The sequence below is a fragment of the uncultured Muriicola sp. genome (assembly GCF_947258935.1).
In the GTDB taxonomy this organism is placed as follows: domain Bacteria; phylum Bacteroidota; class Bacteroidia; order Flavobacteriales; family Flavobacteriaceae; genus Muriicola.
Genome location: NZ_CAMYKH010000037.1, coordinates 1 through 24,410 on the forward strand (window position 1 = coordinate 1; position 24,410 = coordinate 24,410).

At 39.6% G+C, this 24,410-nt stretch carries 25 protein-coding genes; 10 read left to right on the top strand and 15 right to left on the bottom strand.

Annotation, left to right across the window (positions count from 1 at the left end; genetic code table 11):
• The 4 genes from rpsJ to rpsL form a co-directional block, all read right to left on the bottom strand.
• The coding region (rpsJ, locus tag Q0X72_RS07940) for a 30S ribosomal protein S10 (RefSeq protein WP_297763901.1) at positions 1-176 on the bottom strand (176 nt) is incomplete at its 3' end.
• A 10-nt stretch (positions 177-186) separates the two neighbouring features.
• Complete coding sequence (gene fusA / locus Q0X72_RS07945) at positions 187-2,313, bottom strand: elongation factor G (protein WP_297763794.1); 2,127 nt, start codon at positions 2,311-2,313, stop codon at positions 187-189.
• 8 nt (positions 2,314-2,321) lie between these two features.
• Positions 2,322-2,798, bottom strand: a complete 477-nt coding sequence (rpsG, locus tag Q0X72_RS07950) for a 30S ribosomal protein S7 (RefSeq protein WP_297763795.1) — start codon at positions 2,796-2,798, stop codon at positions 2,322-2,324.
• A gap of 22 nt (positions 2,799-2,820) precedes the next feature.
• Positions 2,821-3,195 carry a 30S ribosomal protein S12 gene (rpsL, locus tag Q0X72_RS07955; RefSeq protein ID WP_013305196.1) on the bottom strand — a complete coding sequence of 125 codons (375 nt, stop codon included), beginning with the start codon at positions 3,193-3,195 and terminating at the stop codon, positions 2,821-2,823.
• 522 nt (positions 3,196-3,717) lie between these two features.
• On the opposite strand from rpsL, the gene Q0X72_RS07960 reads away from it, so the two are divergent.
• From Q0X72_RS07960 to rlmB, 5 genes are all read left to right on the top strand, one after another.
• The gene (locus Q0X72_RS07960; protein WP_297763796.1) at positions 3,718-6,909 is read left to right on the top strand and encodes a SusC/RagA family TonB-linked outer membrane protein; all 3,192 of its coding nucleotides are present in this window, start codon (positions 3,718-3,720) and stop codon (positions 6,907-6,909) included.
• An 11-nt stretch (positions 6,910-6,920) separates the two neighbouring features.
• Positions 6,921-8,612, top strand: a complete 1,692-nt coding sequence (locus Q0X72_RS07965; protein WP_297763798.1) for a SusD/RagB family nutrient-binding outer membrane lipoprotein — start codon at positions 6,921-6,923, stop codon at positions 8,610-8,612.
• A 23-nt stretch (positions 8,613-8,635) separates the two neighbouring features.
• Positions 8,636-9,520 carry a hypothetical protein gene (locus tag Q0X72_RS07970; protein WP_297763801.1) on the top strand — a complete coding sequence of 295 codons (885 nt, stop codon included), beginning with the start codon at positions 8,636-8,638 and terminating at the stop codon, positions 9,518-9,520.
• Between the two features lie 16 nt (positions 9,521-9,536).
• Positions 9,537-10,394: a hypothetical protein gene (locus Q0X72_RS07975; protein ID WP_297763804.1), complete on the top strand. Its 858-nt coding sequence runs from the start codon at positions 9,537-9,539 to the stop codon at positions 10,392-10,394.
• A gap of 66 nt (positions 10,395-10,460) precedes the next feature.
• Positions 10,461-11,198: a 23S rRNA (guanosine(2251)-2'-O)-methyltransferase RlmB gene (rlmB, locus tag Q0X72_RS07980; RefSeq protein ID WP_297763807.1), complete on the top strand. Its 738-nt coding sequence runs from the start codon at positions 10,461-10,463 to the stop codon at positions 11,196-11,198.
• Here rlmB and Q0X72_RS07985 read toward each other — a convergent pair.
• Entirely contained in the window at positions 11,195-11,941 is a 747-nt protein-coding gene (locus tag Q0X72_RS07985; protein WP_297763809.1) for a rhomboid family intramembrane serine protease, read from the bottom strand. The two genes, rlmB and Q0X72_RS07985, sit on opposite strands and share 4 nt — an antisense overlap.
• A gap of 93 nt (positions 11,942-12,034) precedes the next feature.
• On the opposite strand from Q0X72_RS07985, the gene Q0X72_RS07990 reads away from it, so the two are divergent.
• Positions 12,035-13,312, top strand: coding sequence for a replication-associated recombination protein A (locus Q0X72_RS07990; RefSeq protein WP_297763812.1), 1,278 nt, complete (start codon positions 12,035-12,037; stop codon positions 13,310-13,312).
• Here Q0X72_RS07990 and Q0X72_RS07995 read toward each other — a convergent pair.
• The 6 genes from Q0X72_RS07995 to radC form a co-directional block, all read right to left on the bottom strand.
• Positions 13,309-14,193, bottom strand: a complete 885-nt coding sequence (locus Q0X72_RS07995; RefSeq protein ID WP_297763813.1) for a hypothetical protein — start codon at positions 14,191-14,193, stop codon at positions 13,309-13,311. The genes Q0X72_RS07990 and Q0X72_RS07995 overlap by 4 nt on opposite strands.
• Positions 14,194-14,200: 7 nt before the next feature.
• Positions 14,201-15,646, bottom strand: coding sequence for a DUF5723 family protein (locus Q0X72_RS08000; RefSeq protein WP_297763814.1), 1,446 nt, complete (start codon positions 15,644-15,646; stop codon positions 14,201-14,203).
• A complete protein-coding gene (locus Q0X72_RS08005; RefSeq protein WP_297763816.1) occupies positions 15,643-16,185 on the bottom strand; it encodes a hypothetical protein in 543 nt (180 codons plus the stop codon). Before Q0X72_RS08005 ends, Q0X72_RS08000 begins: the two co-directional genes overlap by 4 nt.
• Before the next feature lie 70 nt (positions 16,186-16,255).
• Positions 16,256-16,945 (bottom strand): YjjG family noncanonical pyrimidine nucleotidase, encoded by a 690-nt coding sequence (locus Q0X72_RS08010; protein ID WP_297763818.1) that lies wholly within the window; start codon positions 16,943-16,945, stop codon positions 16,256-16,258.
• On the bottom strand, positions 16,938-18,185 hold the full coding sequence (locus Q0X72_RS08015; RefSeq protein WP_367180433.1) for a polysaccharide deacetylase family protein: 1,248 nt from the start codon (positions 18,183-18,185) through the stop codon (positions 16,938-16,940). Before Q0X72_RS08015 ends, Q0X72_RS08010 begins: the two co-directional genes overlap by 8 nt.
• A gap of 50 nt (positions 18,186-18,235) precedes the next feature.
• On the bottom strand, positions 18,236-18,934 hold the full coding sequence (gene radC / locus Q0X72_RS08020; protein WP_297763822.1) for a DNA repair protein RadC: 699 nt from the start codon (positions 18,932-18,934) through the stop codon (positions 18,236-18,238).
• Positions 18,935-18,998: 64 nt separating this feature from the next.
• Between radC and Q0X72_RS08025 the strand changes: the two genes are divergently transcribed.
• Positions 18,999-19,442 (top strand): DUF1569 domain-containing protein, encoded by a 444-nt coding sequence (locus Q0X72_RS08025; RefSeq protein WP_297763824.1) that lies wholly within the window; start codon positions 18,999-19,001, stop codon positions 19,440-19,442.
• Positions 19,443-19,505: 63 nt separating this feature from the next.
• On the opposite strand, the gene Q0X72_RS08030 is transcribed toward Q0X72_RS08025, so the two are convergent.
• The 3 genes from Q0X72_RS08030 to murC form a co-directional block, all read right to left on the bottom strand.
• Positions 19,506-20,066, bottom strand: coding sequence for a hypothetical protein (locus Q0X72_RS08030; protein WP_297763826.1), 561 nt, complete (start codon positions 20,064-20,066; stop codon positions 19,506-19,508).
• Positions 20,067-20,083: 17 nt separating this feature from the next.
• Positions 20,084-20,287: a hypothetical protein gene (locus Q0X72_RS08035; protein ID WP_297763827.1), complete on the bottom strand. Its 204-nt coding sequence runs from the start codon at positions 20,285-20,287 to the stop codon at positions 20,084-20,086.
• Between the two features lie 107 nt (positions 20,288-20,394).
• The gene (murC, locus tag Q0X72_RS08040; RefSeq protein WP_297763903.1) at positions 20,395-21,753 is read right to left on the bottom strand and encodes a Mur ligase family protein; all 1,359 of its coding nucleotides are present in this window, start codon (positions 21,751-21,753) and stop codon (positions 20,395-20,397) included.
• Positions 21,754-21,815: 62 nt separating this feature from the next.
• On the opposite strand from murC, the gene Q0X72_RS08045 reads away from it, so the two are divergent.
• From Q0X72_RS08045 to Q0X72_RS08055, 3 genes are read left to right on the top strand one after another with little or no spacing between them, the layout of a single operon-like run.
• Complete coding sequence (locus Q0X72_RS08045) at positions 21,816-22,697, top strand: class I SAM-dependent methyltransferase (protein WP_297763830.1); 882 nt, start codon at positions 21,816-21,818, stop codon at positions 22,695-22,697.
• Between the two features lie 3 nt (positions 22,698-22,700).
• Positions 22,701-23,018, top strand: a complete 318-nt coding sequence (locus Q0X72_RS08050; protein ID WP_297763832.1) for a cupin domain-containing protein — start codon at positions 22,701-22,703, stop codon at positions 23,016-23,018.
• Positions 23,019-23,025: 7 nt separating this feature from the next.
• On the top strand, positions 23,026-23,814 hold the full coding sequence (locus tag Q0X72_RS08055) for an SDR family oxidoreductase (RefSeq protein ID WP_297763834.1): 789 nt from the start codon (positions 23,026-23,028) through the stop codon (positions 23,812-23,814).
• Between the two features lie 44 nt (positions 23,815-23,858).
• Here Q0X72_RS08055 and Q0X72_RS08060 read toward each other — a convergent pair whose 3' ends face one another.
• The gene (locus Q0X72_RS08060; RefSeq protein WP_297763835.1) at positions 23,859-24,377 is read right to left on the bottom strand and encodes a DUF4136 domain-containing protein; all 519 of its coding nucleotides are present in this window, start codon (positions 24,375-24,377) and stop codon (positions 23,859-23,861) included.
• Between the last annotated feature and the right edge of the window lie 33 nt (positions 24,378-24,410).

A 24,410-nucleotide genomic window follows, 5' to 3' on the forward strand; every position in this document is an offset into this window, starting at 1 on the left:
TTTTTGTTCACATGGGGAGAACGCAATACCGTAAAGATCTTCTTGTGAGGAGGTAATGGAATATGTCCCGTAACCACTGCACCGGTTGACTTAACAGTTTTGACGATCTTCTCAGCAGACTTATCTACCAGATTGTAATCGTATGATTTTAATTTTATTCTGATTTTCTGACTCATCTTCTACAAATTAAGCGGTTACCCCTTTAGTTGCTTTAATAACCTCTTCTGCTATACTGGAAGGGGTTTCTGCATAATGTGAAAATTCCATTGTGCTGGTTGCTCTACCAGAAGATAGAGTTCTTAAAGACGTTACATATCCAAACATTTCAGAAAGTGGAACTTCAGCTTTAATGACCTTAGCTCCTGCTCTGTCATCCATATTGGTTACATGACCTCTTCTTCTGTTAAGATCCCCTACAATATCTCCCATGTTTTCTTCAGGAGTAATGGCTTCCATCTTCATAATTGGCTCCATAAGCACTGCTTTCGCAGCTTTGGCAGCCGATTTATAACCGATCTTAGCGGCCAATTCAAAAGAAAGAGCATCCGAATCCACCGGGTGGAATGATCCATCCCTCAAGGTAATTTTCATACTGTCCATCTCAAATCCGGCCAAAGGACCATTCTTCATGGCCTCTCTGAATCCTTTTTCTACCGAAGGAATATATTCCCTGGGAATGTTCCCCCCCTTGATCACGTTTACGAACTCAAGTCCTGGTGTATCAAGTGTGGAAGGTTCCATCGTAAATACGATATCTGCAAATTTACCACGACCTCCAGTTTGTTTCTTATATGTTTCACGATGATCTGTTGACCTTGTGATAGCCTCTTTGTACTCTACCTGTGGCTGACCCTGGTTTACATCTACCTTAAATTCTCGTCTTAAACGATCTGTAATGATATCTAAGTGAAGCTCGCCCATACCAGAAATAATGGTTTGTCCGGAGGCTTCATCTGTTTTTACCTGAAACGTAGGGTCTTCTTCTGCCAACTTGGCAAGTGCCATTCCCAGTTTATCCACATCTGCCTTGGTTTTTGGCTCCACTGCTATCCCGATCACAGGATCAGGGAAGTTCATACTCTCAAGAACGATCGGATGTTTTTCATCAGAAAGGGTATCCCCTGTCTTGATATCTTTAAACCCAACTGCTGCTCCAATATCTCCTGCCGCGATTGAATCTACGGCATTCTGTTTGTTAGAATGCATTTGGTATATTCTGGAAATTCGTTCTTTATTCCCAGATCGGTTATTTAAGACGTAGGAACCTGCGTCCAATTTACCGGAGTAGGCTCTAAAGAATGCCAAACGACCCACAAAAGGATCTGTAGCAATTTTAAAGGCCAAGGCAGCAAATGGTTCCTTAATATCTGGTCTTCTTTTTTCTTCTTTCCCGGTATCGGGATTCACACCTACGATACCCTCTTTATCCATAGGAGAAGGAAGGTAACGGCATACAGCATCTAGAAGGAACTGCACCCCTTTATTCTTAAAGGAAGAACCGCAGATCATTGGAATGATACTCATGTCCATTACTGCTGCTCGTAACGCCGCATGCACTTCGTCTTCGGTGATAGAATCTTCATCCTCAAAGAATTTCTCCATTAAGGTTTCATCATACTCAGCAACAGCTTCAATTAGCATTGCCCTGTATTCTTTAACCTCAGCTTTCATTTCCTCAGGAATATCAATAACATCAAAGGTAGCTCCCATGTTATCTTCATGCCATACAATAGCACGGTTCTTAACAAGGTCTACTATTCCTTTAAAATCGGCTTCATCACCTATAGGCAATACAATTGGCACAGCGTTAGATTTCAACATCTCCTTCACTTGCTTGCACACCATCAGGAAGTTGGCTCCTTGCCTGTCCATCTTATTCACAAAGCCCATTCTTGGAACTTTGTAATTGTCTGCCAAACGCCAGTTGGTTTCAGATTGTGGTTCTACACCATCAACAGCACTAAAAAGGAATACCAAACCATCCAATACACGTAAAGATCTGTTTACCTCAACGGTAAAATCTACGTGTCCGGGGGTATCTATAATATTAAAATGGTAAGGTTTAGATTCTGGTATGATCTCACCATTCTTCATTGGGAAGTTCCATGTACAGGTTGTAGCAGCAGACGTAATTGTGATACCTCGTTCTTGTTCCTGCTCCATCCAGTCCATAGTGGCCGCACCATCATGAACTTCACCCATCTTGTGACTTACGCCAGTGTAGAATAAGATTCGTTCTGTAGTTGTGGTCTTACCAGCATCAATATGTGCTGCAATCCCTATGTTTCTTGTATATTTTAAATCTCTTGCCATGTTAAGTACTAAAATCTGAAGTGAGAAAATGCTTTATTGGCTTCAGCCATCTTGTGCGTATCCACACGTTTCTTTACGGCAGCACCTTCTTCCTTGGCAGCAGCAAGAACTTCCGAGGCCAATCTCTGGGCCATGGACTTCTCATTGCGCTTTCTGGAATAGCTGATCAACCATTTCATGGCTGTAGATATCTTTCGATCTGGCCTAATTTGCATAGGAATTTGGAAGGTTGCTCCTCCCACCCTTCTGCTGCGCACTTCTACGTGAGGCATCACATTAGAAAGGGCATCTTTCCACAATTCCAATCCTGTTTTCTCCTCGTCTGTTTTCTTTTCATCTACAATATCGATCGCATCGTAGAATACTTTAAAGGCAACCGACTTTTTCCCATCCCACATCATCATATTGACGAAACGAGTCACCAGCTGATCATTAAATTTTGGATCTGGTAAAAGTGGTCTTTTCTTTGCCTGTCTTTTTCTCATTGCTTCTTCTTAAAAGTGTTGCTTACTTTTTGGGTCGTTTTGCTCCGTACTTAGATCGTCTTTGAGTCCTGCCGGCAACGCCCGCAGTATCTAAAGCTCCTCTCACGATGTGATATCTAACTCCTGGCAAATCCTTCACCCTTCCGCCTCTAACCAATACTATCGAGTGCTCTTGCAAATTGTGTCCTTCTCCAGGGATGTATGCGTTTACTTCTTTTCCATTGGTTAACCGTACCCTGGCCACTTTTCTCATGGCAGAATTTGGTTTCTTTGGAGTAGTTGTGTAAACACGCGTACAAACCCCCCTTCGCTGGGGACACGAATCCAAAGCAGCCGATTTACTCTTCTTGGTAATTGTGGCCCTTCCTTTTCGTACTAATTGTGAAATTGTTGGCATATATTTTACTAAATAATAATGGTACCCTCTTTTAAGGGTCGGCAAATGTAGTAATTATTAAACATAATTCAAATGGTTGCTTGCGAAATTTATAAGATTTTTAAAATCATTCCCAACTACCCATGCCAAGTGCTTTTCTGATACCTCATCCTATACCTTATATATAGTATTAATTTTTTTGATCATACAGGGCTATAAATCTTAATTATGAACATGTTATATAAACCCACTTAGAAATTTAAAACAACTGAGAATTATTTATAAAATAAAAAACGAAATAGGCCCTATCTCCTCAGTTTCAGGGTATTCTAATAGAATAGATGAGATTCATGGAAATTACGGATCGGAATTAATCATCTAAACTAGTATCCCTTTTAGCACAAAATAGCCCTCAAAACCTACGATACGGGCTTTCAGAAAGTTCTTGATTCCTTTGAACTTCTTAAAGTTTTATTAAAATAAGTTTGGATTATTAACATAATATTAGGATTTTTGCGCCTAGCTAATTCAAATAATTATAAAATGAAAACAAATTTAAATGGAATCTTAACGCTGTTATTGGCGTTTGTTGTGCATTTGACTTTTGCGCAGGAGAAGACGGTCTCAGGTGCCGTAACGGACCAGGACGGACTTCCGCTTCCAGGGGTAAACATCGTCGTTGAAGGGACCACTACAGGAACCCAAACTGATTTCGACGGTAATTACACCATTCGAGGCAGCCAAGGGCAAACACTTCTTTTCAGCTACATCGGTCAAAAAGATGTACGGGTAACTATTGGAGCAAGTAACAATATTAATGTGCAGATGCAGGAAGATGCTCAGGCACTGGAAGAAGTAATAGTAACGGCGCAGGGTATTAAGAAAGAGAAGAAAGCTCTTGGGTACGCTGTTTCAACTATTGGTTCTGACGAAATTGCTAACAAACCTGCCACAGACATTGGTAGAACCTTAACTGGTAAGGCTCCTGGTGTAAATATCCAACAAACCAGTGGTCTTTCAGGATCAGGAACAAACATCATTATAAGGGGATACTCTTCTATTAATGGTAGTAACCAACCATTATTTGTTGTAGATGGTGTGCCTTTCAATTCAGATACCAATTCTGATAGAAATTTTGTTCAAGGGAACACAACTGCATCAAGTAGATTCCTGGATATTGATCCAAACAATATTGCGGAATTAAGTGTTCTAAAGGGATTGAGTGCTACCACATTATACGGACAGGCCGGTAGGAATGGGGTTGTTTTAATTACAACCAAGACCGGATCTGCTTCTACAGCACAAAAGAAATTAGAGGTTTCATTTAGTCAATCTTACTTTTTTAATGATATTGCCAATTTACCGGATTATCAAGATACCTATGGAAATGGTTTTTATCAAAACTATTCCCAGGCATTTAGTAACTGGGGGCCTAACTTTAATTCAAGGGGCACAAATAATGTAGGAGCTGATGGTACTGTACCACATCCTTACGATAGGGCTGGTCTTGCAAATGTTTTTCCTGAATTTCAGGGAGCGCGATATGACTACAAACCTTATGATAGCGTTGAGAAGTTCTTTTCAACAGGTGGGGTAACAACTACTTCTATTGGCGTTACAAGTGCCAACGACAGAGGAAGCTTTAGTGTAGGTTTTGGGCATACTGATGATGAAGGGTTTGTTCCAAATAACGATTATGTAAGAACAAACTTTAGCGCGGGTGGTAGTGCTAAGCTTTCAAATAACCTTAATGTAAGTACATCCTTTAACGTTGTTAGAACTGATAAGAATGCACCGCCAACTGCTGCTGGTTTTGGTAGTAATCCAACTGGTGGAACAGCATCTTTGTTTTCCAATGTTTTATACACCCCAAGAAGTGTTGATCTATTTGGTCTTCCATTTGAAAACCCGGTAGACAATTCAAGTGTTTACTACAGGGGTGGTAATGATATCCAAAATCCTTTATGGACTTCTAAAAATATAAATGACGCAGAAGCAGTTAGAAGATTCTTTGGAAATATAACTTTGTCTTATGATTTTAATGATTGGTTAAATCTATCTTATAGAATGGCCTTGGATCAATACACTCAAAAACAAGAATTTTCGGCTAATAAAGGCGGTACCCAGATAGTTGGTGGTTCGCTTACAACCTCATACAGATTAAATACAGTATGGGATCATACGTTGAGTCTAAACTTTAATAAAAAGTTAGACAAGAACGAAAAATTTGATCTGAATGGATCATTAGGTTTAAATCCTCGGAGAGAAACTAGAGATTTTAACTTTGTACAGAGTACACAGCAATTTGTCTACGGTCTTCAAACACATAATAATTTTGAGGAACAAACCGCAGGCACCTTTTATAGAGAGGAGAATATTATTGGAGCTTATTTATCCGCTACGTTTGGATATGACAGCTTCATTTATTTAAACTTCCAGGGTAGAAATGACTGGTATTCATCTCTTCAGACCGCTGAAAGATCAATATTTTATCCTTCTGCAAGTCTATCATTCGTACCAACTTCTGCAATTGAAGGATTGCGAAATTCTTCAACCCTTAACTATCTTAAGTTAAGAGTAGGATACGGATCTTCCGCCGGATTCCCTGACCCATACTCTACAGTTGTAGGATTGGGTAGCGGAACCAATGTCTTTATTGATCCAGCAGATGGAAGTGTTGTTAACGTACTTTCTATTTCTGACAGACTGGGTAATTTAAATTTAAAACCTGAACTGTTGACAGAAATTGAGGCAGGAATTGAAGCTAAATTCTTTAGTAATAGAATTGGTATAGATTTATCTGTATATAGCAAATCATCCAAGGATTTGATTCTTACCAGTAAACTACTCGATCCGGCTACAGGTTATACTGTAACTGCTGATAACCCTGCTGAAGTAAGTAACAAGGGTATCGAATTAGGGTTCAATATAAATCCGATAAGACCAAAATCCAATTCAGGATTTAGGTGGGACATTTCGGGACAATGGACCGTTAATGAAAACATCGTTGAAAGCCTTGGTGCGGATTCAGAGCAAGAAGTTATTGCTGGATTTACTAATCTAGGTAACTTTGCTATTCCAGGAGAAGCTTACGGAGTTATTCAAGGTAGTTCCATCGCTCGAGATGGAAATGGAAATCCAATCGTAGCCGCAGATGGTAATTATTTATCCAATCCTGATCTTACTATTATTGGAGATCCGAATTCGGACTGGAGAATGACTGGAATAAGTGATTTTTCATTCAGAGGTTTCGGATTAAGAATGCAGTGGGAATATACACATGGAGGTGATATCTATTCAACTACGGCCGCCGCATTACTCTCTCGTGGTTTAACTACAGATACGGATTATGATAGAACTCAAGGTTTTATCCTTCCCGGTGTTAAGCAAAATGGAGATACCAATGATCTGGTAATTGCAGCTACTGATTATGGATTTGTTAATTCTGGTTTCTTTATCGATGAACAAGCGATCTATGACGCCACTACCATTAGGTTAAGAGAAGTAGCAATATCATATGATGTGCCATCTAAATTTTTGGATAAAACGCCTTTTGGAAGGGTTTCTTTTTCAATAATTGGCTCAAACCTGTATTACAAGGCAGTGAATTTCCCAAATGGACTTAATTTTGATCCAGAGGTTATTAGTCTTGGAGTAGGTAACGGACAAGGGTTCGACTATTTGACAGGCCCTACAGCAAAACGCTATGGTTTCAGCCTTAATTTAACTTTCTAAAAAAAAAAGTGATGAAAATTAGATATCAAAAAATAATTTTAGCTCTACTTTTTACAGGATTATTTTCTTGTGAAACTACTGAGCTCGGTTTAACTGAAAGTCCTACTCAGGTCTCAGTTGATAATTTAGATCCAGACTTTCTGTTTAACAATATACAACTAGGGTTTGGCACATTTGTAGAGAATGTAGCTGGTGGTGCAAGTTTCACCGCCTCAGTTTCCCGACAATTCGCAATGACAGGAGGAAATACATATGATAATGCGTACGCCCCGATAAATTTCAACGGGATTTGGAGTAGTGCCTATTCCGGAATTTTGGCAGATATTCAGGCCCTGGAACCAATTGCAGAGGAATTAGATTTAAAATACCATTTAGGTGTTTCCAAATTATTCAGGGCATATGTGCTGATTAGTATGGTAGACCTGTTTGGAGATATTCCCTACACAGAGGCATTGCAAGGAAATGCTAACACTAATCCTGCTCCTGATAACCAGGTAGATGTGTATATCGCCATGCTTTCTGAAATAGATGAAGCAATAGCGTTGCTAAATGGTGTAGCCTCTGCATATCCTCCGGAAGATTTTTACTATTCTGATGGTGGCACTGTAGACGAGGATACGCAGAAAAGTTGGGTGACCGCTGCAAATACACTTAAGCTAAGAGTTTTAAATAATGCAAGACTTGCCGGTGCAGATTTAGGTATTAACATCGCCGCCAGTATTAATTCAATTTTAGCTGGTAATAATATAATTGATTCAGCAGATGAAGATTGGGTATTGCAATATGGAAGTAATAGATTAAACCCTAGCACAAGGCATCCTGGATACAACCGATACTATGAAGATTCGGCCGGTGGGTATATGTCTAATTATCTTATGTGGTCCATGATAGCTGAAAAAGGATTTGATGATCCTAGACTGGCCTATTATTTTTATCGCCAGGATACGAACGCCACCAATGAAGATGTATTTACACTTGGATGTGTAGGTGCAAATGCCCCTTCGCAATATGCCAACTACAGTTCAATTTATGATCCTGCTGTTGGAATGCCTTTTTGTGTAGCAAGTGCCCCTAGAGGTTATTGGGGTAGAGATCATGGAGATAATGGTGGTATTCCCCCAGATGATGAAAAAAGAACGGTTTTTGGACTTTATCCGGTTGGAGGTAGTTATGACGACGGTGCCGGTGATAGCACACAAGAGGAAGGATCAACAGGAGAACAAGGTGCAGGTATTACGCCGTTGTTGACTAGTTTCTTTGTAGATTTTATAAAAGCAGAATCTGCATTGACAACCGGAACAACCGGTGATGCGCGTGTTTTTCTTGAGAGTGCGATACGAGGAAGTATGGCCAAAGTTATCGGATTTTTGGGTGTAGCGGGAGACGCAACTCAAAATGATGTTGATAATTATGTGGCTTTTGTTCTAGATGCGTATGACAATGCACTGGACGATTCCAAAAGATTGGAAATAATTCTGAAAGAATATCATATAGCTAGCTATGGTAACGGTATGGAGGCTTATAATGCTTATAGAAGAACTGGGTTCCCTAGCAATTTTCAACCGACGTTAGTTTTAACCTCAGGTGAGTTCTACAACTCTGTTGTTTATCCTGCAAATTTTGTAAATTTAAATAGCAACGCTACTCAAAAAGATAGAGGCGAAAGAATTTTCTGGGATAAAAGTAATATCTCATTACACTAATCTTTAAAGTAAAATTAATTGACATGAAAAATATATATAAAATATTATTTGCAACCTTATTCTTTGCCTCCTTTATCTCTTGTGAGGATGAAGAAAAAAATCCCCTATGGGAACCAACAGTGGCGGCCTATGTCTTTATTGACATTGAAAGCCCTGTATTAGACGTTACAGATATTGAAAATTCTACATTTGGTGGAGCACTTACTGCGCCTGCCGGAAACGTAGCGAGTTTTGAAGTTAAAGCTAGAAGAGTATCTAACGGTGTAGCCACGGATTATTCAACTATTTTTACAACCAGTACTTTTCCTACAGACTTCCGAGTATCTGGACCAGATATAGCAACCGCTTTAGGAGTTGATCCTGCTGATTTGTTAGCAGGTGACAGGTTCGACTTTGTAGGTACTTCAACAGGTACCGATGGGAGCACTGTCACTTTTAATAGTTTGGCCCCTGATATGCAAGCAGAGCCAGGTCAAAAACAGGCCTATGCACTTACAACGTTTATAGCATGTCCGTTTAATCAGGCAGATATGATTGGAACCTACACTATTCTTGAGGATGATGGTTTTTCCGCTACAGGGGAGACTCAGTTCGAAATAATAGCAGGAGAAGAATCTGGTGATATCGTTCTTGTTAACCCATACGATTCAGCCGGTGATTTTAATATAACTATTAATGTTAACGCATTTGGGATAGCAACCTTCGAGAGACAAGATGGTGTTTTAACCGAAGAAATTTGCTGTGCAGGATACTCACCTACAAACTTTCGATCTAGTGCGGCTACCTCTTTAGCCTTATCTTGTATTGGATATTTGGAATTAAAGTTTAGTACAGGCCTTAGCCTAGCTGGTGGTAATGGAACAGGTTTTACCTTTGGTGATGGAATATTTATTGCACAAAAGAATTAAAAAATAGAGAACAATTATGAAAAATTTATATAAATATTTAAGTTTAGTTGCCTTTTCAGCGATTTTACTTTCAAGCTGTACGGAGGAGGAAAGTCTTATAGGATATCCTTTAGATTTAGGACTAACTACAGTGGCATTGGAGGGTACTGTTTCTACAACTGACACTCAGACTGCCGAGGGTAGAACTATTGGAGTAACTGTTTCAATACCACAATCTTTTGCATCTGATGCAGACGTTGAAGTAACTGCTACCTTTAATAGCGGTGCTTTTACAACTACATCTGTTGCCATACCTGCCGGAAGTACTACAGGATCAGGAACAATAACACTTCCTGCTTCAGATGGCTTTGATGTAGGCTTTGATGGTTTAGCAAATTATGGATCATTACAATTAACCGCCATTTTATTGGACACGGTAGATCCGGGGGTAAATTATACAATTACGTCTGCATCTCAACCGCTGCAAATTTTTGATGCAATTCAATTTCCATATGGTGAAGGAGTTGTTGCGGGAAGAATGACGTATCTTTTAGATTGGGCAAACCCGGATATTAATGATTTAGATACTTATGTATTGGGCTTTGAAAGTGCAGAAACTGGTTCAAGGTACGAGACCGATATTTTTAATGATACACATCCGGATGGAGATTACACCATTGATGTAGGTGTTTGGACAGCAGGGGAAACTGATATCCCTTGGAAATTATTTTTTGTGTTTCCAAATCAGACCGACTATCTAATTTTTGAAGGCACCTTTACTAATTTAACGCTGGGCACAAATGTAAATGGATTTCCATATGCATCTATCGTCGGCTTTACAAAAACAACTGACTCAGAAGGCGTTGTTTCTTATACAAACGTAGTAGCATTATAAAGTTTTTATCTCTTAACATAAAAGCCATCCGATTTCATCGGGTGGTTTTTTTGTTACCTTTAACCTATGACAAAAAATACTCAGATCTATGGTCTACGGGCTGTGATAGAAGCTATCCAGGCCAATGAACCCATAGATAAGGTGTTTATACAAAAAGGGCTTCACGGTGCCTTGTCCAAGGAATTAGAAGGCCTGGTGCGCAAGAATGGCATCAACACTTCCTATGTTCCCATTGAAAAGATAAACAGACTTAATCAGAATAATCACCAGGGCGTTGTAGCTACTATTTCGCCTATTACATTTCATACATTTGAGGTATTGGCAGACCAGGTATTGTCTCAAAAAAGTGATCCTGTGTTTCTATTACTAGACCAGGTTTCGGATGTTCGAAATTTTGGGGCTATCATCAGAACAGCCGAATGTACGGGGGTAGATGGTATCATAATCCCCAAAAAAGGTTCTGCACCTGTTACCGGAGATACCGTTAAGACCTCGGCAGGAGCCGCATTTAAGGTTCCTATTGCCAAAGTAGATCACATTAAGGATGCGATCTTTTACTTACAAGCCTCCGGAGTTACTATTGTTGCTGCCACAGAAAAAACAAATGACCTTATCTATGATGTAAATTTAAAAGGTGCAGTAGCTCTTGTTATGGGAGCAGAAGATATGGGCATATCCCCATCTATTCTAAAAGCAGCAGATCACAGTGCCAAAATTCCCATGCTCGGAGAGATTGGATCTCTTAATGTATCTGTGGCCTGTGGTGTATTTTTATATGAAGTTGTGCGGCAAAGGAATATTTAATTTTCAGTATCCGCAGAACTATCTTTGTCCTTCTTAAAATGGTAGTTAACCTGTATCCCCTTTTCATCCTCACCAGAATTAGCCTTTTCAATAAAGTTACCATCTGCGTCAAAATGCTTTAGAAATTCATCATCCTCTTCATTATAGTCCTCTTTCTCCCAGGCATATTTAGGAATTATTGGCACTTTTGCCTGCAGGAACACAGCCATAAAAAGACCAATGACAAAGCCCCCTAAATGCCCTTCCCAGGAGATCTCTTCTTTTATTGGAAAAATGTACCACAACATGCTGCCATAAATAAAAGAAACTATGAGTGATACTGCCACCAGGCGATAGTGTTTTGTGAAAATTCCTTTAAAAAAAATAAAACTCGCCAGGAGATAAATCACTCCGCTGGCACCAATATGGTAAGATGGTCTGCCAATCAGCCATGTAATAGACCCTGCAAGAATCATTCCCCAGAAAAGCACTTTAAACGAAATACTCCGATAGAAATATAGCAGAGTGGCCATTAAAACGGCCAAGGGTATGGTGTTGTTGTAGAGGTGCTCTACAGATCCGTGCAGAAATGGTCCAAAAAGGATACCACGCAATCCTGTCCAGCTCCTGGGATATATACCAAAGTCGTTCCAATTACTCTGAAATTTAAGTTCCAGCCAAAAAATTGTCCAGATCAGCAAAACTGACACCATGGGAACCAGTAAAACTCTGTTGGAAAACTTAAAGTGGGTTTCCGCTGACATAGCCGACATTTTGATGGTAATACTACAAATTTCACACCGTATTCCCAAAACCTGCCTCCTTGTCATCCATAGAAAAAATGTACTTTTATTGTTATGAATGAACCATTGGCACAACGCGTTCGTCCCAAGACACTGGAAGCGTATATTAGTCAACATCATCTGGTAGGTGAAGGAGGATCACTAACTCATCAGATCAAAAAAGGGATTATCCCCTCGCTTATCCTTTGGGGGCCTCCGGGAACCGGGAAGACCACTCTGGCATTGATCATTGCCAACGAAAGCAAAAGACCCTTTTATTCCTTAAGTGCCATTAATAGTGGTGTTAAAGACATCAGGGAAGTAATTGAAAAAGCGAAAGAACGCGGTAATCTCTTTAGCACAAAAAACCCCATCCTTTTTATAGATGAGATTCATCGTTTTAGTAAATCACAGCAAGATTCGCTACTGGGAGCAGTTGAAAAAGGTTGGATCACCCTTATTGGAGCTACTACGGAAAATCCGAGTTTTGAGGTAATCCCCGCCCTGCTGAGCAGATGTCAGGTATACATATTAAATTCCTTTGGAAAAGAAGATCTGGATACCCTTCTCAAACGGGCTATCAAAGAAGACAGCGTTCTACAAACCAAACAAATCTCTTTAAAGGAAACAGAGGCATTGTTGCGATTATCCGCAGGTGATGCCCGTAAATTGCTGAATATATTCGAATTAGTGGTCAATTCGGAAACCTCTGACAAAATTACCATCACCAATGAGCTGGTTATGGCCAAGGTTCAAAAAAACACGGTGCTCTATGATAAAACAGGTGAACAACACTATGATATCATTTCTGCATTTATTAAATCTATCCGAGGAAGTGATCCCCAGGGTGCAGTTTATTGGTTAGCAAGAATGATAGAAGGCGGCGAAGATGTAAAATTTATTGCTCGCAGACTATTGATATCGGCCTCTGAAGATATTGGACTTGCCAACCCAACAGCCCTGGTGATCGCCAATAATACTTTTCAGGCCGTGACCACAATTGGCTACCCAGAAGCTCGTATTCTCCTGAGCGAATGCACCATTTATCTGGCAACCAGTCCTAAAAGCAATGCCAGCTATATGGCTATTAAACAGGCACAGGAGGCCGTTAGGGAACATGGAGATCTATCTGTACCCCTCGCCTTGCGAAATGCTCCTACCAAACTAATGAAAGATCTGGGATATGGAACGGATTATAAGTATGCCCACGACTTTCAACATAATTTTGCTGAAGAAGAATTCTTGCCTGCAACTATTGCTGGTACCACTTTTTACTACCCCGGCGAAAATGCCAGGGAAAAGGCCATCAAAGAATTTTTAAAGAATAGATGGAAAGACAAATACAACTTTTAGAACTTTATTTGCAGTACTTCTTGTAACCTATCGTCACCTTCGTAGTATTCAAAGACCCACTGCTCATTTCTCTGATACAGTAATCCTGACTGTCCTTTTCTTTCTGCTATAAAAATGTTGGGCATGGACGTTTCCCTTAAATAAAACTGAATACTGGGGGTGGTATCTACCAGTTGATATCCTGTTTCTGTTTTTTGAGCATAAAGGGTCCTGATCTCAACGGCTTCAGACCGCGTTTCTTCTGCCACCGCTTCTTCTAAGGTAATTGCTTCCATAACTTCTGAAGGCTGAGTTAAAGGAGCTGCCATTTCTTTATCTATTTCTTCCACCAAAGGAATATCTGTATCCGCTATCTCAGTATTTAAAGGTTTTTCTTCCGGTTTGATAGCCGGAGGGGGCAGTGCTTTAACATCATTCTTAAAATTAAGAATTACGGATTGGTTATTTTCAACTTCTGGGCTGTAAGAATATCGGAAGCCATCCAAGGATTGGAACGCTTCTGCAATAGATTCTCTGTACGCTTCTTGGAATTGTTTGGACTTGCTGCTCCCCAAACGAGTTCGGTAACGCTCAACTCCCTGACAATCTTTAAAAACAACCGAAACCCTGGTAGTAAACATGGATGAATCTTCCTCCAGAGAAGTAACCAGACCAAGACAGCGATCCTCATTCAGATCCTGTGGTAACACATCTTCATATAGCGCATTGAAATTCTGTTGCACCAGATAATACTTTACAATTGTGCTGGTTTGATATTGATTCTCAGACCGAAATCCTTCAAATTTCTTGGGAACAATTACATATTTGTAGTTGTTTAAAACGGCTTGAGCATGGGCATTGAACCCCATCGCTAAGAATAGAAATAAACAAAGATATTTCATGGACACACTATCTATTGGTGCCCCAAGATAGGATATTTAATCCTATCTGGAAAGATGCGTAATGGCTGTCTGCAAGGTTTTGGTACCCTAGCAAATTATTTGCCATGGCGTAAAGATTAACTGGTCCGGCCTGAAAATTAATTCCCAGTCCTATATTGGTCATTGAAAACTTATCCACTGTATACGTGGTCTTCAATGCCAGAAAATTTCCAACACGTCGTAAATAGAAGGCCGTGAGCGCTACTTGCGGACCCCTTGGCCTGTTGATCACATGAAGTTGACCTCCTACTCCATTTCTATATGGAAAGCGTGTGTCAGCGCTTGTAACCCCTATATCGCAATCGCAATCCATATCGCCGTTCATAGGTTCCCCAAAATTATACCGTATGGAACCATAGAGCTGGGTGGGCCTAAATGTGATATAACTATTATAGGTGTCCTCAAAAGGCAATGAAGCTTCAATTTCGTCTACAAGATCTTGCCAAAAATCGGCATTAGGATCGCTAAAGGCATCCGGCAATATTACTTCAACACCTTCTGTGGTGGCGCTCCCCTGCAAGGAATATCCTTTTACATCTCCCGAATGAAAAACGAATCCCAGATCTAAAAGACTAGCTGTAATTACCGTTCTTTGGTTTAAGTTATACGTAAACCCCAGATCTACGCCCAAGCCCAGATCTCCGCCTAAGAGCGCCCTTTTTGTGATCACATTAGGAACAGTACCGGCAATCTCATCATCCAAAATAGCTCTGATCTCCTCAAATCCTGAAGTTCTGACCTGCATGTCTGCAACCAGGGTGTTAGACAAAAGGTTATTTTGTCCTTCATTAGTCACAAAGTAACCGGTATTCGTAGACGAATGAAAATCGTAGATGCCCGAATACAGCTTGGCCCTTGCCCCTACTGTTAATTTTCTGTCTATTTCTTTATTTAGTCCGAAATGAAAAACAGTAAGCCCCTCTCCCCTGGTCTTAAGATGTCCCAGATCAAATCGCCTACCTAACTGATCCGCATTGCCTTCAAAACCTAGAAACGCCAGATCCTGTGGCCAATAAAGAATGGTATTCGATTCAAAATAGACCCCGAAAGAGTAAAAATGTTTTGGATTCTTTGTACTTCTGAAACCTCCATGAAGGAGATCTATCTGAATGGTTGCCCCAAATTCATCTCTTTTGGTCATTCCATTTAAAGCCCTGTCCCGCACTTTGTCATTAAAGTCTATGCCGTCATTGGCAAAAAGGGAATGTACGGTGATACCACTAGTACCTGCCTGTCCATAGATCCCTGAGGCAAGAGGTATTCCTGCATACCATGAAAAAGAAGTATTCATCCCCGGGTTTAATAAAATGGCCTGAGGAATCTCTGTAAAATCGTATAACAACTCCTTGTTCTGAGAAAAAAGGGAGCCATTGCAAAGAAGTATGGCTAGTATAAAAAATAGCCATTCTCTCATTTTAGTTGTAACCTGAATTTAGCGCTAGATCTGAATATGACCTTCGGATCTGGTAAAGATGAAGTACTGGTTGTATCGCCAAAATTACTGGCGTTTACTCTAATCTCAGAAGTATTGCGAATAATGTCCAAGCTACGCCCGGTTGGAGTGCCATAGGTAGTTTCGCGTCGTATGATGGCTGTTGGGGCAGGCGGTATAGTAAAGGCCTCTGTATCCAAAACATTGCCTGCATCATCCAGATACTCAAAAATGATCTCCAAATCCTTGCTGGTGGTGTTTTCGAGCTCATACACAATGACCCCATCCAGAACATTTTCTGCAAAGAAATCCTCGCTAAAGGCATCAAAATTAAAAGTTTGAATATACCATACGGCCCCTGGGGCGTCATTGATCACGCTTTCCGGACTTTCCACATACAAGATGCTGGCTTCTACGGTTGGAATGATCTCCAGATCATCCCATTGATCAAAATTCTGTTCTTCCACACAGGAGGAAAGACCTGTGAGAAATATTAATAATATAAATAGTAGTTTTTTCATCTCAACACGCATTCAATAGAAAAAAATAAGGAATTGCACCTAAAGACCCTAATCTATAACCTATATAACTTTATAAATACAATTTTATTTCACGAAGATCATCAATGATCTCCCCGTGTTTATGAAGTGGATCTTTATGCACATTAAGATGTATTGAATGAAATCCTACGGCCCGTGCACCGAGGATGTCCGCTTCCAGATTATCCCCTACCATAAGGGCATTTTGCGGTAGTATCCTGGTCCGTTCCAAAGCGAGGTGGAAAATGATAGGATCGGGTTTCTTTACTCCGGCCATCTCTGAGTTGATCACATGATCGAAATACCCAAGAATATTCGAATTTCGTAATTTTTTCTCTTGAATTTCTTCGAACCCATTGGTAATGATATGCATCCGATACCGAGGCTTCAGATAGTCTAATATTTCCCTGGAATTTGGCAATAGATGATCATAAGACGACAGATGTTCAATATAAGCATCGGCAAGATCTGCAATAAGTATATCATCGATGGGGTATCCTAGTGTATCAAATACTTTGCGTAATCTGAGATACCGCAAGGACTCCTTCTTTATCTTATTTTCTCTGTACAATTTCCAAAAAGCCAAATTGATGGGGACATACTCTCTAAGGAAATCTGGCAGATCAACTTGTACATCATGTTCGGTAAAGATCTTTTCGAACGTCAGCGCAGAATTCTTCTCAAAATCCCAAAGGGTATGGTCCAGATCAAAAAACACATCGGTCACGATTTCTCTATACATGATAGCGAGCTACAATTTTGTCGTAAAGTTCTATCCAGTTTATCTTTTGTTCCGAGCCCAATAATTCATTAGAAAACACCGTTAAAAAATGCCCTTTTACTTGCCTAACCTGCACATAAAGCTTGTCTAATTCCTTAAATATCTCTTCTTCGGATTCATATTTCAAAAGGGCATAATCGTGCACTGCAAAAGGATGGATCTTTATTGGTTGTTGAATTTCTAATGGAATATCATAAAAGTAGAACGAAGTACAAGTACCAGATTTAAAGCCTGTTTCATGAGTAAACCCCATGCTATAATCATCCGTGAACTCTGCTCCTACCAGATTGCGGTAGGTCTCGGGAATATCTACCCTGTTATATCGTAACCGAACATAATTAACGGCCTTGTTAATAACTTGGGCAAGGTTTTCTTTTTCTAGCTTTAGCAGATCCATGTTCGTGAACGAACTATAGGATGCAGCCAGCGATACCGTATTATAATCTGCTACTGATTTGATAAGGTATTTAAAGGCGTTATTTTCGGTAGAAATATTCTTGTCGTATCTGGAATACTGGGCATATTGAAAGAAGAATGCACTAGAAACTCCGCTTTTCTTGTGAATGTCAATGAGTTGCGTAAAATTATCATAGGGATCCTTTCTTACCTTGCTTAAAACAAGCAGACGTTGTATTACTTTTCTGAATTTAAGACCTACAAGATCTAGCAACACGCCAAAACCTCCGCGAAAAAAGCCTCTATGTGCAAAACTATGAGAGACTGAAACGTCAATGATGGAAGTAAATCGAACCGATTTAGATTTTTGTTCCAAAGTGGGGAAACGCTCTTTTAATATGTGTAACAATTTTTGGGCCCATAGATCCACTACCGGTTGTTTGAGAAAACCGTGCTGATGCGCCATACTTTCTTTATAAGGAAATCTGCCAACCATATCCTTCACATGTGGTACATACTCTTCATACCTGGATAAAAGATAAAAACTAGCCGCAAAAATATCATACGGGATATTGCTGCGTTCCCCGGTAGGAAAAAAACATGGGGTATCTCCCCATTCACTCATGCTGATTTGCAGATCGTTTATACCATGTTCAAATAGCAGTGGATGACTTCTAACAAAGAACTCGTTCTGTAAAGGTTGTTTTGTATACGTTATTTTAGGGCCATTATGTTTAATAAAATCTTCAACCTTTGTAGTAAAACCTACCTCTATTCCCAGTATCCTGAGAAAGATCTGCTTCATGATATAAGTAAAACGGGGGGTAATCTTATGGGTATAGATCAACAACATCCTTATAATATTTGGTGGTCTGCAAAACTAAAAAAGGCCTTCTCAGTGATGATCAGATGATCCAAAACCTTTATATCCAAAGCTTGGGCAGCCGTCTGTAGTTTTGCCGTGATCTTTTTATCTGCTTCACTGGGTTTGAGAATACCTGAAGGATGATTATGTGCAAGAATAAGGGAAACGGCCCCAAGCTCCAGGGCTTTTTTTAATACCAATCTGCTATCTACCATTGTACCGGTAATACCACCCTTGCTCAATTGTGATTTATGAAGAATAGTATTGGCATTATTTAAATAGAGGATCCAGAATTCCTCATGTTCTAATTCTCCTAAAATGGGCTGCAAAACTGCATAGACGTCTTCACTCCCTGTGATCTTTGTTACTTTTATTTCACGCTCTTCCCTTCTCCTCCTACCTACCTCTAAAGCCGCTGCTATTGCCACCGCCTTGGCTTCGCCAATTCCTTTAAACTGCATGAGTTGTCTAACAGAGATTTTTCCTAGGACGCTGAGATTATTATTAGCGCTTTTTAATATCCTTTTGGCAAGACTAACCGCACTCTCATCCCTGCTGCCCGAACCTATTAAAATAGCCAATAATTCAGCATCAGAAAGAACACTCCTTCCTTTATGGAGTAATTTTTCACGTGGCTTATCATCATCGGCCCACGACTTAATAGAAAAAGAAGCCCGCTTTTTTTGCATGTCTAAAGATAAACAACTAATATTTTTAATGTACATTTCTTTACTAAATTCAAAAATTTGACAAATGAAATCGCTCTTCGAAAAAGCTAACTATGAAGAGATCCTTCACAGGATCGACAACTTAAAAGAATCTAACGTTGGCGAATGGGGTAAAATGAATGTTGGACAGATGGTTTGGCACTGTCAGGTGCCATTGAAAGTGGCTATTAAGAACAAACCCACTAAAAAAATAGGAAATATTTTGATCAAATGGTTCTTTAAAAAGTCGCTTTACAATGAAAAACCATGGCGGAAAAACCTGCCCACGTCCTCCTTTGCAAGAGCCACCGAGGAAAAGGATTTTGAAAAAGAACGTGCAATTTTACGAAAGTTGGTTTCCGATTTCTATCAACTCAAAGACAGGACTGAATGGAATCCTCACCCGCTTTTTGGTGTTTTTACACATGACCAATGGGGGGCGATGCAATACAAGCATTTAGACCATCATCTCAGGCAATTTAGAGTGTGATCTTCATCGTAATTGAGAATAAAAAAGCCCTTACTACAAGGGCTTTTATTCTAATTTTTTGGCTTATTGCTGCTTAACAGGCTTAGTCACTTTTTCTATCTCCTCGCCTTTCTTTTTTATATTTTCCTTACCCTTTTTTATAACTACTTCCAGTTCATTCAATTTTTCTTCTGCCTTACGGATCTTGTCCTCTTTTTGCTTTATGACTTCTTCATCAACACTTTTATCTTCCCTTTGTTTTCTTACTTTTTCTTTGGCATCGGCGACCTTGGCACGCCCACTCCTCAATGTTTCTTCATTATCATTTAAGCTCTTTTCGGAATTTTCAATTTTTTCCTTAGCCATAGCCGCTCTATACTGCCCAAACTCCTTTCCAGACATGTCACCTTTGTCTCTCCCATAGCCATTGCCTTTATTACTTTTTTCTTTGGCCATCTTATTATCATCCATTTCATCATTATGGTCATCCATATCCCCTTTAACGTCCTTCTCTTTTATTTTATCCTCTGCCTTATCTTTTTGGGATTTGCCTTTCTCTTGTGACTTTCCCTGTGCGTAGGCATTTGTTCCGGAAATTGCTATTAAAAGCAGTGATACAATGATTATTCTGAGTGTGTTTTTCATTTTATTTATTTTATTTATTATAAACTATCCAATTCTTTTAATGCTGATTCTACTTCCTCCGCTTTCTTTTCAACTTCCTCAACCGTTTGATCTATATCTTTTTCTACCGCTTCAATAGTATTGAGGTCTTTATTCAATTCTTCTTGTTCTTTTTTAGTGTCCCTGCAGGAGATAATTCCTACAAACAAAACAGACAGCAACCATACGTTTATTTTTTTCATGTTTATCAAATAATGTTTAGTAATCATTGAACGATGTGCTTATTTCGATATTGTATTGTATTTCAATTATTTAATAGCAGGTTATTAACAATTATTAGACACAATAATTATTCTTCTATCAATTTTTTGACGGAATTTAAATCCAATCCACCATAGTTACCAGAACTCATAAGGAGTAATACTGTATTGTCATAATTTTGACCAAATACAAAATCCCTGAAATCTCTTGCTGCTGTGAAAATCTTCAAATCGTTTCGCTCAAAGGATGCTGATATCTGTGCTGGGGTAACTTCTTTTAACTTTTTAATTTTTACAGATTCTGGTAAAAAGAATACGATAGCCTCATCTGCTGTATCCAGGGCCCCTTTATATTCCTTTAAAAATTCAGCATTAAAACTACTGTATGTATGAAGCTCCAGGCAGGCAATTAATTTTCTATCCGGGTATTGTTCTTTGACCGCCAGGGTGGTTGCTGCCACCTTACTGGGCGAATGTGCAAAATCCTTATATAAAATGGCCGTTTTCCCCTCCGCCATTTTCTCCAGGCGTTTTGAGGCTCCTTTAAAAGTAGCTATAGCCTCATAGAAATCATCTTCATCTACCCCCATGTTTTGGCAGATCCATTTTGCTCCTGCCATATTGTTTAAATTATGTTTCCCAAAAACTTCGATAGGCATGGATCCTTCAGGAGTATCCAAATAGGTCTGCCCATTTATCACTGTATATTTTGGTGTTCTATACGGAATTTTCCGAATTGAATTTGTTGTATTTTCAACGACCCTAACTACTTCTTCATCCTCCTCATTATATGTAATACTGCCCCCGTTTACGATGTTGTCTACAAATATTTGGAATTGAGAAACATAATTTTCAAAAGTGGGGAATACATTGATGTGATCCCAGGCTATTCCACTAAGCAAAGCAATGTTTGGCTTGTAGAGGTGAAATTTCGGTCTTTTATCTATTGGTGAAGACAAATACTCATCGCCTTCCAGGATTATAAAATCATTTTCTTCTGTAAGATGAACCATACGGTTAAAGCCTTCTAATTGCGCCCCCACCATAAAGTCAACTTCTTTTCCATGATAATTAAGCACATGCAGGATCATGGAAGTTATGGTCGTTTTTCCATGGCTACCTCCTATAACTACCCGCGTCTTGTCCTTTGATTGTTCATAGAGGAATTCGGGATACGAATAGATTGTCAATCCCAATTCCTGCGCTCTGAGCAGTTCAGGATTATCCTCTTTTGCATGCATCCCCAGAATAACTGCATCTAGTTCTGCACCTAATTTCTCCGGAAACCAACCGAAGGACTTGGGCAATAATCCTTGTTCCTGTAACCTGGTTTTAGAAGGTTCATAGATCACATCATCACTTCCCGTAATCTGATATCCCTTATCGTGAAGTGCCAATGCCAAATTGTGCATGGCACTGCCCCCTATAGCTATAAAATGAATTTGCATCCCGGTAACATATTTGCGGCAAAGATAGGCATTGAAAAGTGCAACCCAAATCATTGTTTCCTATGGAAACTTTCTATCTTAGTGAACCTTATTCACTTTGCTCTGTGGACCAGAAAATCAATATACATGAAACTGCTTTTGTCACTGCCTATTTCAGAGCAGGCGATAGTGCATTAAGTGGGGATAAGTATGCTCATCTCTGGGCGAACCCAATTGTTGCCAACCATGCGAAGAGGTATATTAGCGCCGTGTCTGCATATGAAGACTATGCTCATTGCCTGCGCAACCGATATTTTTATGACACTCTGAAGGAATTGATCAAAAAAGAGAACATAGAGGTCCTTATTAATTTTGGCTGCGGATTTAGTATGTATCCATTTCTACTAGACGCCTCGCTGCATTGCATAGAAATAGACATGGCAGATGTAATTGCATATAAAAAGGAGAAAACCGAAGCCTGGCAAAAAGAAGGATTATTACCATGTAGGAACATCACATTTCTTGAAGCCGATTTCAATGCGCCCTCGCTTCAAGATCTCTATAAGCAGCTGGAGGCACTAAAATCAGGAAAAAGATCTTTTATTTTGCTGGAAGGTGTTTTGTTCTTCCTGGGCAAGAGTGATACCATAAAGCTTTTCGATCTTTTTAATCGCTTACAGGGACCTGAAGAATTTCTGGCCAGTGTTTCTTTTCAACCCCAATTAGAAAAACAAGCCGTATTTAAAAAATTGATCGATTTTGTGGAAGGAAATCTAGAGAAGAATCAGCAATTTGACTATCAAACGGTGCCCGATTCATTTTATAAGGATATTGAAGGGTATACGCTGATGGATCATCAGCATACCTTTAGCCTTTCGGCACGCTACCTGCCGGAAAATAAATTACCTTTTGAAGAAATTCTTAATGAACATATGTATCTATTACAAAAGAATGTCAATTCATAAGTTATGAATATACACTTGTCTGAACTAGAACCTAAGGAGATCATACCGGGATTCCATGGCAAATTGATACACGGAGAAACCATGACGCTGGCATTCTGGGATGTAGAAGAAGGTGCAAGCGTACCAGAACACTTACATGTTAATGAACAGATCATGCATGTTTTGGAAGGTAGGTTTGAGTTTACCGTAGCCGGTGAAACCAAAGTATACCTGCCTGGAGAATTGGTCGTTATTCCTTCGAATATATCGCATAGTGGAAAAGCTCTAACGGCTTGTAAAATCATGGACGTTTTTAGTCCGGTGCGAGAAGCCTATAAATAAAGATTTTATGTTATTATCACTCAAAGGAAAAAATGCCCTCGTAGGAGGTAGTAGCAGGGGGATTGGTCTTGCCATTGCCCAACAACTGGCTGAAAGTGGCGCAAGTGTCACTATTATGGCTCGTAGTGAGGCGAAGTTAAAGAAGATTGTTTCACTAATGCCTTCTAATGCAACCGGGCAGCGTCATCAGTATTTAGTGGTTGACTTCTCTAATTTTGATACCTACAAAAAGATCATTGAGGAATATTTCAATACACATAAAGTAGATATTCTTGTAAATAATACCCAGGGACCCAAGGCAGGAACTCCTCTTGAAAAAGAAATTACAGATTATCAGGAAGCATTTGATGTAATGTTTAAGTCGGTTGTATACACTACTCAATTGGCCATAGATCATATGAAAACAAAACAATGGGGCCGAATTATAAATGTGGCTTCTGTCTCTGTAAAGGAACCTCTCACCTATCTGGTGCTGTCTAATACTATTAGAGCCGCCGTGGTAGCCTGGGCTAAAAGTCTTGCCACAGAAATAGGTCCTTTTAATATTACCGTAAACAACATTCTAACAGGGTATTTCGATACCGAAAGACTTTCTGAGCTGAACCAGAAAAAAGCAGATCAACAAAAAATACCGGTCTCAGAAGTGAAAGAACATATGAAGGACCAGGTACCGCTTAAACGGCTGGGCAGGCCTGCAGAATATGGATATTTAGTAGCATTTCTAGCCTCGGAGCAAGCCTCCTATATCACCGGTGCCAGCATACCAATTGATGGGGGATTATTGAGATCTTTATAATAGGATTGCAACTATTTTAATTGGCCACTGCACAGCTGGCACTACTATTTTCTAGGTGGATATTTCATCATAACCTTTCCTACGATCTCGTTTAAAATCTTTTCCCTTGTACTTGGAGAGGAATTCTCATTATAATTACTGGAGGTAACGGCCTGCCAAAACAAAGCGTCTTTTTGGCTATCAATAAAATCAAAAATAATTTCGCGTTCCCTGTTGGGCGATCCTATGGGCAATCCAATAGAAACACCGCCTCCAACATTTCTGCCGCCTCCCCCTACTCCAATGCCTACAGAATTATTTTGTGGCATTTGAAATTCACGCGATTCAATATTTATCAAAAAATCTGGTTCCTCAGAAGATTGAATGCCTTTTGTTTGCAAGACAGAATCTAAGGCTCTCAGTAAACGTCGTGTATCTAACTCACTCAGCCCTGTTTGTATATCAGCATAATAATTATAGGTCCTGTAATTTGAAAAGTCGGCGTTCTTATCATAATCATAGTCTACCCGCAAACCACTACAGGCAATACACAGAAGACACAAAAAAATCAGCCAATTTCTCATAATTATAGATCCCGCAGCAGTGGATTCCTTTTC